General features: G+C 39.6%; 9 protein-coding genes and 1 pseudogene. 2 read left to right on the forward strand and 8 right to left on the reverse strand.

All coding sequences use genetic code 11. From position 1 onward, the window contains the following. Positions 1–6: 6 nt before the first annotated feature. The 8 genes from DW862_RS07905 to DW862_RS07940 all read right to left on the reverse strand — a co-directional run bounded on the left by DW862_RS07905 (position 7) and on the right by DW862_RS07940 (position 13,540). Entirely contained in the window at positions 7–2,331 is a 2,325-nt protein-coding gene (locus DW862_RS07905; protein WP_008023807.1) for a DPP IV N-terminal domain-containing protein, read from the reverse strand. 82 nt (positions 2,332–2,413) lie between these two features. Next, positions 2,414–4,087 (reverse strand): PKD-like family lipoprotein, encoded by a 1,674-nt coding sequence (locus tag DW862_RS07910; RefSeq protein ID WP_008023805.1) that lies wholly within the window; start codon positions 4,085–4,087, stop codon positions 2,414–2,416. 18 nt (positions 4,088–4,105) lie between these two features. Then, positions 4,106–4,852: a DUF4843 domain-containing protein gene (locus DW862_RS07915; RefSeq protein ID WP_004298027.1), complete on the reverse strand. Its 747-nt coding sequence runs from the start codon at positions 4,850–4,852 to the stop codon at positions 4,106–4,108. Positions 4,853–4,873: 21 nt separating this feature from the next. Next, positions 4,874–6,397 (reverse strand): RagB/SusD family nutrient uptake outer membrane protein, encoded by a 1,524-nt coding sequence (locus DW862_RS07920; RefSeq protein ID WP_117683650.1) that lies wholly within the window; start codon positions 6,395–6,397, stop codon positions 4,874–4,876. A gap of 14 nt (positions 6,398–6,411) precedes the next feature. Then, positions 6,412–9,768 (reverse strand): SusC/RagA family TonB-linked outer membrane protein, encoded by a 3,357-nt coding sequence (locus tag DW862_RS07925; protein WP_117683649.1) that lies wholly within the window; start codon positions 9,766–9,768, stop codon positions 6,412–6,414. 51 nt (positions 9,769–9,819) lie between these two features. Beyond that, on the reverse strand, positions 9,820–11,034 hold the full coding sequence (locus tag DW862_RS07930; RefSeq protein ID WP_117683648.1) for a FecR family protein: 1,215 nt from the start codon (positions 11,032–11,034) through the stop codon (positions 9,820–9,822). Between the two features lie 245 nt (positions 11,035–11,279). Then, positions 11,280–11,849 carry an RNA polymerase sigma-70 factor gene (locus tag DW862_RS07935; protein WP_087320994.1) on the reverse strand — a complete coding sequence of 190 codons (570 nt, stop codon included), beginning with the start codon at positions 11,847–11,849 and terminating at the stop codon, positions 11,280–11,282. A gap of 365 nt (positions 11,850–12,214) precedes the next feature. Beyond that, the gene (locus tag DW862_RS07940) at positions 12,215–13,540 is read right to left on the reverse strand and encodes a VapE domain-containing protein (RefSeq protein WP_074705652.1); all 1,326 of its coding nucleotides are present in this window, start codon (positions 13,538–13,540) and stop codon (positions 12,215–12,217) included. 308 nt (positions 13,541–13,848) lie between these two features. Between DW862_RS07940 and DW862_RS07945 the strand changes: the two are divergent. Both DW862_RS07945 and mnmG read left to right on the forward strand, forming a co-directional pair. After that, a pseudogene (locus DW862_RS07945) lies at positions 13,849–13,938 on the forward strand (DNA-binding protein); the annotation flags it as partial. Positions 13,939–14,861: 923 nt separating this feature from the next. Next, positions 14,862–16,748: a tRNA uridine-5-carboxymethylaminomethyl(34) synthesis enzyme MnmG gene (gene mnmG, locus DW862_RS07955; protein WP_120067682.1), complete on the forward strand. Its 1,887-nt coding sequence runs from the start codon at positions 14,862–14,864 to the stop codon at positions 16,746–16,748. The last annotated feature ends 32 nt before the right edge of the window (positions 16,749–16,780 follow it).

Raw genomic sequence — 16,780 nt, forward strand, 5'->3', positions numbered from 1 at the left:
ATTGTCTTATTTGTTACGGTTAATATCTCCCCAATAGTCTGCACGAGTGTCACCCAGCAAATGCTTGGCAAAGAAACGGTACATCTTCTTCTCAAAATACTTATCAGCAGAACCATATCCATGGCCGGCACCCGGAATCACCAGCATATCAAAATCCTTGCCGGCTTCAATCAATGCCTGCGCCATGCGATAAGTATGGGCAGGGTTCACGTTCTTGTCCATATCACCGGTGACGAGCATTAAGTGTCCTTTCAAATTCTTGGCAATCTCCGCATTCGGCTTCACATTGAACTTGTATCCATACTCTTTTGTCTCATTACCCAAACTATCTTTTACTACTTTTTCCACTTCCTTCACACCGTTATAGCATTCTCCCCACCCACGATTATAGATATTGTTATCATGATTTCCAGAACAGGAGACAGCAGCTTTATAAAAGTCCGGATAAGTACAGATGGCTGCAGCAGCCATAAATCCTCCACCGGAATGACCGTAGATACCGACTTTCTTACCATTAATAAATGAATACCTCCGAGCTAACTGCTCAATAGCATATTTGTCATCAGCTAATGGATAATCACGCATATTACCATAACCAAACCGATGGTATGCCTTTCCACGCATAGGAGTATCTCCTCTGTGAGACACAGCAATTACGATAAAACCTAACTGCGCCAAACGGGTACAACATCTGTCTTCTAAGGTAAATGAAGTAGGAACTTGACCAAAGTAAGGCCCCGGATATACCACAGAAATAATCGGATATACCTTAGTAGAATCAAAGTCTGCCGGTTTCCACATTACTCCATGTAAATCGGTTATATTATCAGCAGCCTTCACAACAAAACGTTCCGGTTTTTTCCATCCGGCTTTGTAGGCTAATTCAATATCCGGCTTTGCCAATTCAAGAATCCCTTGTCCTTTGTTATCTTTCAACATGATTTTAGGTTCCATATCCACTCTTGAATAAGTGTCAATATAGTATCTATTAGACTTCAGGAATTTAACCTGATGCTGACCGTCTTCCGTACTTAATGGAGTTACTCCTTCCCTATCAATATGCACTTTATAGAGCATGTAATAAGATGGGTTAATATCTTTTTCCCTGCCATATCCATATAGATATACTGTTCGCCCCAAAGTATCAATAGAAGCTATCTGACCTGCCACCCACTCACCGGAAGTCATCACATTCTTCAACTTTCCATTACCATCATAATGATAGTAATGCCCCCATCCCGTACGCTCCGAACGAAAAAGAATATCTTTACCATCATTCAAAATAGCGACACTACGAGCATGCGGATCACGATACGGTTTGTCAACTTCATGAATTATTTCTTTCACCTCCATTGTAGAGAGGTTGACAGAACACAAATCCACTTCGTCCCATGTACGTTTCGTACGTTCAAAAAAGAGGTATTTACTATCCTTTGTCACACACAAAGGATTTATGTATTGATCCGGCCACTTACTTATATCAGTTTTTTTTACGGTACGTCCAATCACGTCAACTATAACCAGTTCATTCTGGGTTACATTCTTATCACCAGGGAATTCATAACGATAAGTAGTCAGGGAAGGCCTGTCATCCAACGAATTTATCACCCAAAAATCTCTAAGCAGACGTTCATCTTCGCGTACTAAATAAAGATGCCTTGAATCGGGGCACCAACAGATATCAGACATGACTTCTCCTTCTTCGTCCGTTCCTCCATCATGCGCATAAGAATAATACCGAACTCCATCAGTGGTCAACTGCACTTCCGTCGTATCCATTCCCATCTCCCCATTACCTTTCACATACAGATTGTGTTTCTTCACATACACAAGATATTTTCTGTCTGGCGAATATTTCATCCATGAGTAACGATCAAATAATGACCGACTCTTTTCTTTCTTTTTCTCTACAATCTGGTGTGTCAGGCGATTATATTCATAGTTCCTACCTTTATAAGAAAAAGAAAAAGAAGCCAGGTTTTCAGAAAATTTTATATCACTCAACTCCAGTTTATTCCTGTCCACTACACCCCTAGTAATCTGTGCAATTCCCGATGCCAGTTTCCCTTTATCAAACAATGGTTCTTTTAACCGACGTTCAGGATCTACAAAATAATAATCCTTCCCGACAGTCGTATGAAATTCAAACCAAAACTTATCTGTTCCATTAATTTCATTCGGCCAGAGATTTAGACTATTAGCAGTAAAATTACCCCCTAAACCGAAAGCCTGAAATTCATTTGCCAATTCATAGTTGGCCTGCTGTTGGGAAAAAGCATGCAGAATGCCTGACCAAGCAAATAAAACTATAAATAATATTCTTTTTCTCATATTCAAATAAACAAAGGAGAATCACATAAAGTATTCAAGACTCAATGCGATTCCCCGCATAATCTATATAGATCAAGTTATTTTAAAGGTCATACTGAACAATCTGGTTAGCATTTCCTATTTTATATAGTACATCCACTATTTTTCCAAAATTATTATCTCCCTCCTTCTCACTTTCCTCATTCGGGTATAATTGTTTTATTTTTACATCATTAACCAATCCTGATTCTTGCTTGTTCTTCTCTTCCACCCCATATATAAAGAAACTTCCGTCTTCCAAGGCAACCCCTAACTGACCGTTGTAAACTCCATATTTTGGATACAAATATATATCATTAGATGAAAGAGCAATCACCTTCTTGTCAAATGTATGAATCAATTTTGGAGCAGATGCCACACCTTTCACATATTGGCAATACCACAATTCATTCCCCATTGCAATAACAACATACTGCTTTTGTTCAAATACAGCCATATCTGTATACTCTTTATTTTTCAATGACGTCAAGTCATTTTCATAATAATCATATATATCCCATTTTTTATTCTTCATTCTGAAATAGCGCAATTGATAAGACATATCGTTACCCTTCATCAAGGCAACCCATGCTTGCATCATGTCGCCATTCACATTAACTGACGCAGTTTTCATTGTTACAATACTTTCATCACGCATATTCTGAAAGTTCTTAGCATCCTCTCCTTCAAATTCAACTATTTCTCCGGTATCCTTCACCGTATTATCATAAAATGTCGGATCATTGGAACTATTCTTCACCCCACCTCCATTTCGAATAATTACCAATGAGTTATCCTCTTCACGGAGAGCCAGAACCGCATCCATATTTCTGTCCTTAAACTTCTGTACAGGATATAAAGCACTGAATTTAGTATAATTCCACAGTGGAATAGACATATAGGCTCCAGCATGAAAATCATTTGCAACCGGCTTCGTGTGCATATAGATATATCCATTTTCATCACGAATAAATTTTGCAGAGTAAGACATGGCAGCTTCTACAGGTTTGAAGCCTCCCACCGGCAAATCCCCATAGAACTCATCCTCTGTATATACTTCACGCTCCAAAGTATTACCGTTCAGCTCCACCCAACGATCTTGCATCACTACCAGTTCATCATATACAGTCTCTACCTGTCCGAAAGTACTAGGATAACCCAAATGCTCAAAAACACCTTTGGGGTTGGTTCCTAAATCTTTGACTAAATACTTTTCGACAGAATGATATGCGATAGAATCACGTACCACTTTCTCACCCCAGATATTCACAGTTTCTGACACGCCATACAAGGTCTTAATCTTGATAAATGAAAGTGTTGACTTTCCATCTACGTCAGACAAAACCACCCATCCTCTCTGATAAGGAGAACGAACCAAAATGTCAGTTGAAGCAGAGTACTTAACCCCTGTTTTATTGTCGATGACGGAAAATGTGAGTTCAAACAATCCGATCTTATGAGAATTGAAAGTATACGAAGGTGCTTTTACATTCAACAATTCTCCGTCTAGTCTCCATTCGTAGCTCACATCCGGATCTGTTTTATCAATTGTAAACTCAAACGTGGGTGTTATAACTAAGTCTTCATCTATCCCAACACTATAGTTTTTTTCAATATTACTAATAGTGCCTTTCAGTTCATTAATCGGTGTATAATCATAATTGTTTTTATCATCCAGGCAACTGCAAATGCTACTCAATAAAAGTAGTAATAAAATATAAACTGTTATCTTTTTCATACTTCTTCCGTTTTTTAATTATCCGGCAACAGGAATTTCCATTTTACCATACTCATCACTCATGGGTTCATCCGGATGTTGAGTATTATAATCTTTAATTCTATTTTTCAGACGCAGTGCATATTTACGCAATATAAACATATCTTTTCCGTCAAATACCACCCCGTCTTTTTTCAATTCTTCCAAAAACATTAAATATTTCTTTTCCGAATACCTCCCCAAATACCATTCTTCAACAATGTTGTAGGGATTATTCACATCACCGTCGTTTCTAGTCCACCACTCAGGTGCAAACAACAAATTAGATACAGAAATAATAGCACGTGAATAGACACTCGGACCTTGACGAACCTCACCACCGTCATTCACTTGTAACGTCAGCAGTTCAGCTTTCGTATCCAATTTTTCGTAATACTTCAGAACCACCAATATTTCTCCGGTTAGTTCTCCTGCTTTAATTACGCACTTCTCTGGCAATTCATATTGGGTAGCAGGCAAAGTCGTTCGTTCCGGATCTACACTGACCGTAAACTCCAAATCCTTATCCTGTACTTTTCCAGAAATGGTAACTCCTAATAATATCTTAGCATTTTCACCTTCATTGTAAAACTTAAAAGATACACCTGTTGTATCTGTTGTCATATTTTTCTCAAATGCAATATATGACACATCATTTGTATGGGTCAGTAATCCTTGCTCCTCACAAGAAGTAAAGAAGGAGACTCCCAACAATACAATGACTATATAAAAACTTATTCTTTTCATATATCTTCAATCTTTCAAAATTTAAATATTGCTTTCCGAATCAGGCAATGGCATCACCAAATTATCTTCAATCGCCGGATATTCTACGGACTGCTTTTCATCCGCCCCTTCCAAGTTCCGTTTCAAACGCTTGTATAAAAAGAAAGTCTGTCCTTCGCCAATAAACTCGCGACGGGCGTCATCAACAATCAGATTAATAAAGTCTTGCTTCGTACCCGATTTGCTAAGGTCAGGAGAACTAATACCTCTCCCTTGTTTCACAGTTTTAAGATATGTCTTGGCCAATTCCTTATCTGTATCATAAATAGCCTCTGCAGCTATATAATATACTTCAGACATACGAATCATAGGCACCATTGTACTATTCACTTTACCAAAACCAGAACCTTCATCTTGTTTTTTATACTTCAATGAACGATAAAAAGAAGAAGTATTCGGTCCTAACTGATACTTAAGACGCCAGTCTTTATCGCTTTCGGTACCGAAGAATTTCGTTATCACAGCATCACTCAAAGCCAGATACTTTTCATCATCCGGTTTGGTAGCATTATCACTTGCATGATTAATCTCCAAATCCCAATCAGTCTGATCTGTAGAGTATAATGCAAATATAATGTCTTCATACATCTTTATATTCCCATTCTCTATATTCATAGGTCCACTATAACTACTTGTTACTGCCTTATAATAACCTTTATCAGCATTAATATCTATTAGTAACTTCGCTGTTTCATAGGCCTTTTCCGATTGTCCTGCATATAAGTAAACACGAGCCAACTCCGCAGTTACGGCATGATAATTAAGATGGAATCCTCTGTACCACACAAAACGTTCCTCTCCGGAAGGAGACTTAGTAAAACGATTACCCGAAGTAAACTCTGATGACTTATCCACATCCTTCAAAATATTTTGCGCTTCTACTAAATCAGCGATGATGCGTTCCAAACAGTAACCGACTGTTTGTCGATCGGATAAATAAGATGGATATTTGTCCACATAAGGAATAAAAAGCCTATCTCCCGGATTCATTGCCAAAGACGGCGCATATATACGTAACAAATCAAAATGCATATACGCCCGTAAGGCAATAGCTTCTCCTAAAATCATATTTTTCTCCTGCGTACGTTTGTAGAACAGCATTGTATCTTCCTCTGCCACCTGCTGTGCAAGGTTATTACAATTGGCTATGATATTCCACGCTGCGCTCCACATAGCATCTGTTGTAGGAGTAAGTTCAGAGTTCTTATACAAAAACTTCGATAATTTCTTCATAGCTTTACCACCACCGCTGTCGGGAGCTTTGTCCAAGTCATATACCTGTCCCCAGCCATCTATCAATCCCCAACTCAGATTACTACCATATAAATCGAAAGTCGCCAACTTCCGGTATATACCGTTCAAGGCTGTACGATAGCCGTTTCCTGTCTCAAACAAATATTCTTCCTTTATCTCATCCGCGGGTCTCACGTCCAGCCAGTCACTACAAGAACTGAACGAGATAGCTGCTAGACATGACACAAATATTATTGTATATATCTTTTTCATTTTTTCTTCTTTTTTTAGAACTGTGCTTTTAATGAGAATTCCACTTTCCAAGATCTCGGATAGCTCAATCCGCGTTCCTGTTTAATAGAGGACCAGTTTATCAAGTCGCTCGTAGAAGCTTCCAGACGAAGCAGATTCATGCGGAGATGTTTTTTTATCCAGTCACGGTTAAAATCATAGCTGACATTCAATGAATTCAATCGAACCAATGCTTTATCCTGCACGAAACGTGATGTTGGCAAAGTAGTCATCCCCCGGTCTTTAATATCCTTAAACTGAGCTATGTCACCCGGTTTTTTCCATCTGTCCGTCAATACGCGTAAATCGACATTCTTGTTCACTAAGTCCGCATTTTCCACATTGTTGACCAATGTTTGATTGTATTCCTGTCCACCCCACTCATAAAGAAATGAAGCAAACAGAGTCCAATTCTTATACGACAGGTTCAACCCGAAAGCACCACTACATTTAGGTTCTGTATTTCCAACTACAACTTCCTGCGCAGCATTCCACTTATCAGCTATAGAGCCATCACGGTTCAAAAAGATCTCTTTACCCGTAGTAGGATCAATGCCCAATGAACGTACAGCCCAAATTGAAGTCAGAGAAGCTCCTTCCTCATACTGTGGCAGTGGTACCGAATATTCCGCACCATGAGACAGCCCTAATGTTTCTTGATAAAGTGCTTCATTTTTATAATAAGCGGCCACTCTCTCATTATATGCTTTCTGAGAGTCGGAAATCTTCAGAATCTCATTCTTATTGTGCGCCATATTTCCCCATAACGCCACATTCCAGTTTCTGTCATGATAAATATCCGCACGAAGTTTTAATTCTACGCCTTTGTTGGCAACTTGTCCCATATTATCTTTGTAAGTAGAGAAACCAGAAGTTTGGGAAAGAGTGACATCATTCACCAAGTCGATTGTCTTATTATAGTAATACTCGAAATCAACAGTCAGGCGATCATGGAACGTTTTTGTTTCGATACCAACACTCAGCTTATCCGTCTTTTCCCAAGTCAAATCTTTATTACCTAAAGCTTTCAATACAGCCCCATAACCTGTTATATACCATTCGTCAAATAAAGTTTCATACATTGTCGTTGCAGCATAAGCCGGGAAATTAACTTTACCGGTACGCCCATAAGAAGCACGTAATTTTAACTTATTGATATATCCGTTACTTTTGAAGAAATCATAGTTATGAATATTAACACCCAAACCTCCAGAGAAGAAAGGAGCCCACTTCTGATTCGCCCCAAACTCTGACGAACCGTCGAAACGTACAGAAGCGTCTACCAAATAAATATCATTCCACGTATAATTGGCAGAAGCTAATACGCTAACCCTTCGTGTGGTATTCTCAGTACGGGTAGGTTTCTTATATACTTCCGCCGCATAATTCAGAGAGTGAAACTCACCCGACGGAAATCCACGATAATGAGCATTGGTACTCTCAGTGGTACCTGAAGCTGCTTCCCAACCTGCTGAAACATTCAAATTGTGCTGCTTGTTAAAGCTACGTGTATAGTATAAAAAAGCATTGGAATTCCAATCCAAACTTTCTCCATTCGTCGTATACAAATCACCGGCAAGATTATTATCTTTTGAACCTGTAACACTAGTCTTACTTGAAAGCGGATCAATAAACTTCTCTGATTTGGAATACTTCTTCGTTACACTGAACTGCCCTTTAACCGTCCAGTAATCATTCAGGTACCAGTTAAAGCTCAAGTTATCAATAACCTCATCATAAGAGTTCCAATTATAATTACCCAAAGTTGCTTCATATAGCGGATTATTATTGTCACGTCCGCTAATTTTCGAATATGTGAGTTTCTCCCGAAGTGTTCCATCATCTTTATAAGGAGAGTCATAAGGCTGTAGTCCGCTAAAATCACTAAACGAACCATACGGAGATTCTTTCGATTTCGTATGCCCGAAAGATACATAGTTTCTTACTTGCAAATTCTTGATGCGATAATCCAAAGAGAAGCCTGCACTATAGCGATTACGTTCTGTACCCTTCATCACACCATCTGCTATATTAAATGAACCGTCCACACCATAACGCAAATTAGGTGTTCCTCCCTCTAAGTAAATACTGTGCTTATGATTGAAAGAATTTTGAAGTGGAATAGACATCCAATCCGTATCTACTCCTTTTTGAATTAAAGCATATTTCTTATAATAGTTGTTCATCCCTACCGCAGTCGATGGAATGTTAGCTTGTCCTTTATCAAATAATCCTGCGAGACGCTCTATTTCCAGCTTCTCCGATGCATTTGCCAAATTATAATCCCGTAAATCGGGCATCTCCAACGTTCCTGTAAAGTTATAAGAGACACGAACCTCTCCTGCTTTCGGAGCAACAGTAGTAATTACCACCACTCCATTAGCAGCACGTGAACCATACATAGCAGTAGCAGCAGCATCTTTCAAAACCGTCAAACTCTCAATACGGGTAGGATCCAAGTCATATACCTTCTCAATGCTTACTTCAAAACCGTCCATGATAAAAGTTGGTAAATTAGGATTATTCTCCAAATTTGATTTTGAAAGCTGATCTTTATCCAGTTCTTTAACGCCAAAACCGGAACGTCCACGAATATACATTTCTGGTAAAGCATTCGGGTCAGAACCAAATTGTACGTTATCTACCAAACGGAAAGAGGGATCGAATGACTGGATCGCCCCAATTATATTTGTCTGTGACACCTTACGCAAGTCATCACCCGAAATCTGAGTCGAACTACCCGTAAAACTGGATTTACGTACATTGCTATATCCGGTCACAACCACATCTTCCAATGTTTTGACATCATCCACCAATGTAATTTCAACCGTTTTCCGACGAGTAGCATCCACTTGGACAGTTTGCTTCTTCATACCTATAAAAGAAACTTCCAACACCACCTTATCACTTTTTACGTCCAAAGTAAATTCACCTTCAATATTGGTAGAAGTACCTGTACGGGTACCTTTAACAATAATACTAGCTCCGGGAATCGGCTCTCCATGTGAGTCTGTCACCATACCACGGACACGGTTTTCACGCTTTTGTTTTCGAATGACAACAATACCGTCTTTCATCACATAGTCAAACCCTTGAGGATTCAACACTAATTTAAGAGTTGTATCCCATCTCTCGTTCTTCACATCAAGTGATACCGAAGGAACACCCTTGAACATTTGTGAATTATATAACATATTCACACCTGTCTGTTTCTTCACTGCATCCAAGACAGTCTCTATAGAGACATTGTGCAGTTTCAAAGTCACCGTCTTGTCTTGTGACGGTAATGCCCATGCACTAAACGTACAGCACATTGCCACTAGAAAACATAGCAGCCATCGTTTTTCTCTCATAAATTAATAATTAAACTTTTGTGTACCTAATATTCTAACTATTCTAATATTCTATCTTTTCCATTCCTGTTCTTCCACCTTGTCATATATCAATATATTCCTGCCACTGATTTTATAAGTAAGGTCGCCTGTCAGTTCCAGTGCATCCAGGAATGAATTTATTGTTCCGTAGCGTTTCAAGTTGCCACTATAGGTAATGTCGCGCAGGTTAGGGGTTTCGTAATAAACCTGTATGTCGTACCAGCGTTCGAATGTCTTCATTATATCGCCCAAAGGACGGTTATTAAAGATATACATACCATCTACCCAACCAACATATTCTTCCAAATCCACCTTGCGTTTCGTTGAACTATTGGCAAATACAACAGCCTGTTCACCCGGAGAAAGAGTAATCGTTTCCGCATTTAATGTAGAGAATTTCACTTTTCCATGTACTAGGGTTGTATAACAAACAGGGGTATCGGCATAAGCATTCACGTTGAATTCAGTACCAAGTACAGTTATTTCCCCAAGATGAGTTTGTACCACAAATGGATGATTCTCATCTTCTGCTACATCAAAATAAGCTTCACCCTCCAAACGTACAATTCGACGTTTACCGGCAAAACGTACCGGATAGGTCAATTTGGAACCGGCATTCAAATGTACTGTCGTTCCATCTGCAAGGATTACAGTATTTTCACCTCCACGCGGTATTACCAGTTCATTTGATTTGCCAGGTTGTTCTTCAATGTTTTTCTCCTCATGTTGTGTCGTGACGGTAGGCTGATAAGACAGCACTCCTTTCTTATATTTTACTTGAACGCCATCTACTACTACGCTTACTTCTTTTCTATGCACATCAATCACGCTGCCATCGGACAAAGTCAATTGTGCCTGCTGCGTTCCCGGCTGAATCAAAGTTTTCCCCTCTTTTTCCGATGAGATATAATTCGACATATAGAAAGAAAGAGCAACGGCTAAAGTAACGACAGCCGCAGCAGCGTACCACCCAACCCGACGAGAACGACTCTTCCGTCTTTTCGATTCCATCTGTCCGATACTCTGAAGAAAAGACTGATAAGCTTTCTTTGACGAATATTTTTGATATTCTCCAAAGGCGACTTTCAAAGTCTCCCCGCTCCGTAATTGCTCGTATACATTTCGTAAGTCCGGACATTCTGCCAACTGTTTCTCAAGATCTTTTTGTTCCACTTCATCAGCCTCCCCCAAAAGAACCTTTCTCATTAAAGCAGCGTCTTGATATACATTTTCGAACTTCTTCATCTTATTGCGTTTTTTTAATTAAACAATTGTTTAATTCATCTTTATTATAGATATACACAACTCATAAAAACGGGTGACAAAAAGATGACATTTTTTTGAGATAAAAGAATAATGAATCAGAATTTAGAGGTAGAAATATATCATAATGTCATTATATAAAAGAAAAAGATTTGATTTTAACAAATAGAACAAATCTTAATCAATCAATAAAAAGACAAAGAAGTATCAGAATGTTTTTTTTATTTTTAGAAAAATAAGAAAAGAATTATGGAATGAATGGAATCCCCCAACCTTTCACGGAGGAATTTATAGCTGCGAGTTTTTTGGGTTTTGACAGTATTGATACTTATCTCCAGACGTTCCGCTATCTCCTCCCATGTATACCCCTCGATTCTCATTAAAATAATCCGGCGCTGTTCGGCAGGAAGTTCTTCAATATAACAATACAGTTGGCGGATAATTTCTTCTTTTACCGTCAATGCATAAATCATATCCTCGTCCTCCACGCTTTCTTCCTCGGCTAAAGATCTCAATATGGTATCATGGATTTGATTATTGCGTATATATAATAAGGTGTTATTATAGCAGGCACGATAAAGATAATTGGTAAGCTCTTTAATACCAGAAAAAGTACGTTTCCCCTCCCATATAGAAATAAAGACTTCCTGTACTAAATCTTCGACTGCATCAGGAACCGGCAATATCTTGGAAACATAAACACATAAAGCAGCATAAAAACGATCGTAGAAATCGCCCCACATCTTTTCATCCTTCCGGTTTACTCCCGCTACTATGGTGTCAATTTTATCGTTCATACTGTCACATTACCTGCGAAAAAAGGAAACAGAATTCACAAAAATCGCCGTAACTACTTACTTTTGCGATAATTATGGATGCAAATATATTGTTTTTTTCAGAAACGCAGACCTTGCCGGCTTACAAAATAGAAAATAAAATGCAACAAGGTATAAAGACTAGCCTTAAAGAAGAATATAAAAACAAGAAATACTTCGATTAGTAACAACATTATTGGAACTAAAGTCATTACCAATCAAAATATCTCCGAGGCTTGATTATTTATTACTTTCTGTTTATAATGACATATGCTGTTATTCACAGTCGTCACAAAGATATAACTACCTTATTCACAGACATCTTATGTGAACAAGCAGTATCATTCTCACTCTTCACAACCTTTCACCTTCTTCACCAAATACACATTACCCAATCTCGTATGCTGTCGGCTGATACCTGCTACGGTCAGAATTTGCGCCAGTTGGATAGGTGTACAGTTGCGAAGCACGGCGGGAAATCTCTTTTTTAATTCCTGATGAATAATAACAGCGGAGAGTGACAAGCAATCCGGTTCGTTCAACGTGGCAGGTGCGTATGTGTTGCGTACAATGTCTTCTATAGGGTTGACATGATAGTATGCCATGTTATGATATTGCAAAGCATGTTCTTCCTCCTTATTGAACCAGTGGCGGGCACCTGCAAGCAATTCCTCTTTCAGTTGGGCATAGATTTGTGAATATTCTATTCCGGTACAGTCAATATCATGTTCCGCTTCAATGCAGATGAATCTGCGGCTGCCTGTCGGATCGCACAGTAAGTCAGTCCGATTGCTCGTTCCGATGAAAGAGGCGATACGAGGAAGCGACCGGAAATTTTTCTGATAGGCTTTGCAAATGTTGAGGTTGGACATTTGCATCAGATTTTTCAGTAACGGCATCTTTTGCGCTCCGTATTTGTCAAATTCATCCATGTTCAGTAATCCCATCTCGGCTAGGAGGCGTTCGGGATTACCTTGTGCGGTTAATTTCAGATTATCCGAATAATAACGGGCCAGTTGTGGCGGCATTAGCATGCGGCAGAAAGTGGATTTATGCCGCCCTTGCTCTTCGCTGATAAGTATCGGGGCAACGCTGTTGGCTTGTACTTGGCTCATTCCCATCCATTGAGCAGTAAGCCCCAGCATCCAGGTGTGAAAGCTTTTTATCCATATAGGAGCGTCGGATACTCGCTTCGCCAGAGACTTCAACCGATCCGTTCCGTCCCATGCAGGTAGTTCGTCCATATAAAGCCGGAAAGGATGGTAACTTTCCACTTGGGTGGAGTAGATGTATCTTTGAAGATCTTTGTCCCAGCAGTTGATTCCTTCTTTGTGGGCTTCTAGGCAGAAAGTATTCAGTTCTCGCTTGTCTATGCGGCAGAAAGGAATTTCTCGTTGGCCGAATGGGCGAAATTCAGTTTCTTCGGTGAGTAGGTTGTAGCGGAAATCATATCGCACTTTCAAAAAGTCGATCACTTGTTGCGTCAGAAGGACGGGTTGCTTATGTATTTCCTGTTTATGTACTTCTTTCTTATCTGCTTCCTGCTCATGCAATTCTTGTATTTTTGGCTCTTCCTTTAAAGTGTTCGGTGAAACGATGACGTTTGACGATTCTTTCATTAATACCCGTATTCTTTTCGCCAAACGTTTCGAGTTATATTCTAATGTCTTCATATTTTTCTTCTTTTTAAATGAATAAATGTTGTTTTTTCGACCGGTTGATGCTGCTAAGGTATAACATGAAATATGGGGTTTGCAAGTATTTAACTAAGAAAATGTTTATTTTCTCCTGAAATGAAAAACAAGCTTTCTTATGGGGATAAGTCGTTACTTTGTCGTATCTTTAGTACTTGTTTAAGAGAAGCCGACTGGAGTTGTCCGGTTGGCTGACAATAGTTGGCTGAACAGCCGATTACAGTCGTCCGAATAGCCAATTAAAGTTGTCCTATGATGAAGTTACACACTTAAATTGATAAGAAGTAATGGCTATTGTGTTTGATTGGTATGAAAATCCTAATGCCTCTTCGGAAGAAGAAGAAGCGTTGCATCCACGTATCTTCATGAATGGAAAAGATACGGCACATCCTTACATACTAACGACTGTGAAGATGTGAAAGAAGCATATTTCTTAGAGTAATCACACGAAAGAGTTGATAGATTGAGACTTATCCTCATGTGAAGAGAATGAACAAACATTTAGTAAAGAAAATATATTGGCATAAAACTATATCCTGCATCGTCATATCTCATCAGACAGCCGAATGTATATTATTATCGGTGAACCTATTATTTACGAGAGCAAAGGGCACAAAAAAAAGAGCGAATCATTCCGCTCCACCTTTAAAGAATCCCCATAAATGGGATTCTTCTTTTTCTTCATCTTTCATTTACTCTTTACCTGAAAACGTCTTTTTCCTAATACCTAATCAAAACAATCTTTTTCCTAAAAACTAATCTTAAAATCTAATACCTTAATTTTATAAACTAATACCTTTTAATTATTACCTTTTTCTAATACCTAAAATATAAGTAGTTTCACAACTACACTGCAAAGGTATAGCTGTTTGCGAAAACAGCAAAAGCCATCATGCAAAAAATTACATTCAGACTTATTTTTTTGACTTATGTCAAGAGGTAGGGTAAATTTAGAGTGTAAACCTCACGTTTATTCCCACAACAATCCGTCTTTTTAACAAATTCTTCCTTTTACTCTCTAGTTGCATTCATAATTGAGCAAGTACACAACTAACAAAAAGAAAGCAAAACAGGGAATTTAAAACACAATCTATTACCATTCTATTCAAAAACATACAATCACAAAAACCAATAAGCGGCCTATTTTTGAACAATCTGCATATTTCCAACTCAAAATTACAGCGTTTTTTTCAGTCAAACCGGATTCCTCCCCGGATTTTCAGAAGCAAAAACAGCTTGAAGATACAAGTCTCGCAACTTTTCCGTAACTTTGCAGCGTTTGATAATAAATAAGATAGGAATGGATTTTAAGTACGACGTAATTGTAATTGGTGCCGGACATGCTGGTTGTGAAGCAGCGGCAGCCGCAGCTAATTTAGGTTCCAAGACTTGTCTCATCACTATGGACATGAACAAGATTGGGCAGATGAGTTGCAACCCGGCTGTAGGAGGAATCGCCAAAGGACAAATTGTACGTGAAATAGATGCACTGGGTGGACAAATGGGATTGGTGACAGATGAAACAGCCATTCAGTTCCGAATTCTAAACCGTTCGAAAGGCCCTGCCATGTGGAGTCCCCGCGCCCAATGCGACCGGGCTAAGTTCATCTGGTCCTGGCGGGAGAAACTGGAAAATACACCCAACCTTCATATCTGGCAAGATACGGTATGCGAACTGCTCGTTGAAAACGGTGAGGTTACCGGATTGGTCACTGCGTGGGGTGTCACTTTCAAAGCGAAATGCGTTGTGCTCACCGCAGGAACTTTCCTCAACGGACTGATGCACGTAGGTCGCCATCAATTACCGGGAGGAAGAATGGCCGAACCGGCTTCTTATCAATTGACCGAATCCATCGCCCGTCACGGCATCACCTATGGAAGAATGAAAACCGGTACTCCGGTACGAATCGATGCACGCAGCGTTCATTTTGACCAAATGGAAACACAAGCCGGCGAATGTGACTTCCACAAGTTCTCTTTCATGAATACCAGCACGCACCACTTAAAGCAACTTCAATGCTGGACATGCTACACTAATGAAGAAGTACATCGGATTTTGCGCGAAGGTTTGCCCGATTCTCCCCTATTCAACGGACAGATACAAAGTATCGGACCACGCTATTGCCCGAGCATCGAAACCAAGATTGTTACTTTCCCCGATAAAGACCAGCACCAATTATTCCTGGAACCGGAAGGCGAAACAACACAAGAGCTATATCTTAACGGATTCTCTTCTTCACTTCCGATGGAAATACAAATTGCGGCACTGAAACAAATCCCGGCTTTCAAAGATCTGGTCATCTATCGTCCGGGATATGCTATCGAATATGATTACTTCGATCCGACCCAATTAAAACATACGTTGGAATCGAAGATTATCAAAAATCTGTTCTTTGCCGGACAAGTGAACGGCACTACCGGATACGAGGAAGCAGGAGGACAAGGATTGGTAGCCGGCATCAATGCGCATATCAACTGCCACGGCGGAGAAGCATTTACTCTAGCCCGCGACGAAGCATATATTGGCGTATTAATCGACGATTTGGTTACCAAAGGTGTGGATGAACCCTACCGTATGTTTACCTCCCGTGCAGAATATCGCATTTTGCTTCGCATGGACGATGCGGATATGCGCCTGACAGAAAAAGCATTTAAGCTTGGATTGGCAAAGAAAGACCGCTATCAATTGGTAAGAAGCAAGAAGGAAGCTGTGGAACAAATCGTCTCTTTCGCACGCAACTATTCGATGAAACCGGCATTAATTAATGATGCTCTCGAAAAGATAGGAACAACTCCCCTGCGTCAAGGGTGCAAGTTGATAGAAATTCTAAACCGTCCGCAGGTGACAATTGAGAATATAATAGAACATGTTCCGGCGTTTCAACGGGAACTGGAGAAAGCGACAAGTTCGGATCAAGATCGAAAAGAAGAGATTCTCGAAGCGGCTGAAATTTTAATCAAGTATCAAGGATACATTGACAGAGAACGAATGATTGCTGAAAAGCTGGCACGCTTGGAGAGCATAAAGATCAAAGGAAAATTTGATTATTCCACCATTCAGTCCCTATCCACCGAAGCTCGGCAAAAGTTGGCAAAGATAGATCCGGAGACGATTGCGCAGGCGAGCAGAATTCCGGGAGTCTCTCCAAGTGACATCAACGTACTGCTCGTGCTTTCGGGACGATAGGCGGTAACGTTTCACGTGAAACAAATCATTTA

Source organism: Bacteroides sp. AM37-9, assembly GCF_003603455.1.
In the GTDB taxonomy this organism is placed as follows: Bacteria; Bacteroidota; Bacteroidia; order Bacteroidales; family Bacteroidaceae; genus Bacteroides; species Bacteroides xylanisolvens.

Bases quoted from the DNA above. Each gene is read 5' to 3' on its own strand.
- DW862_RS07925 (WP_117683649.1), bottom strand. From the start codon at position 9,768: ATGAGAGAAAAACGATGGCTGCTATGTTTTCTAGTGGCAATGTGCTGT.
- DW862_RS07910 (WP_008023805.1), bottom strand. From the start codon at position 4,087: ATGAAAAAGATAACAGTTTATATTTTATTACTACTTTTATTGAGTAGC.
- DW862_RS07935 (WP_087320994.1), bottom strand. From the start codon at position 11,849: ATGAACGATAAAATTGACACCATAGTAGCGGGAGTAAACCGGAAGGAT.
- DW862_RS07930 (WP_117683648.1), bottom strand. From the start codon at position 11,034: ATGAAGAAGTTCGAAAATGTATATCAAGACGCTGCTTTAATGAGAAAG.
- DW862_RS07905 (WP_008023807.1), bottom strand. From the start codon at position 2,331: ATGAGAAAAAGAATATTATTTATAGTTTTATTTGCTTGGTCAGGCATT.
- mnmG (WP_120067682.1), top strand. From the start codon at position 14,862: ATGGATTTTAAGTACGACGTAATTGTAATTGGTGCCGGACATGCTGGT.
- DW862_RS07915 (WP_004298027.1), bottom strand. From the start codon at position 4,852: ATGAAAAGAATAAGTTTTTATATAGTCATTGTATTGTTGGGAGTCTCC.
- DW862_RS07920 (WP_117683650.1), bottom strand. From the start codon at position 6,397: ATGAAAAAGATATATACAATAATATTTGTGTCATGTCTAGCAGCTATC.
- DW862_RS07940 (WP_074705652.1), bottom strand. From the start codon at position 13,540: ATGAAGACATTAGAATATAACTCGAAACGTTTGGCGAAAAGAATACGG.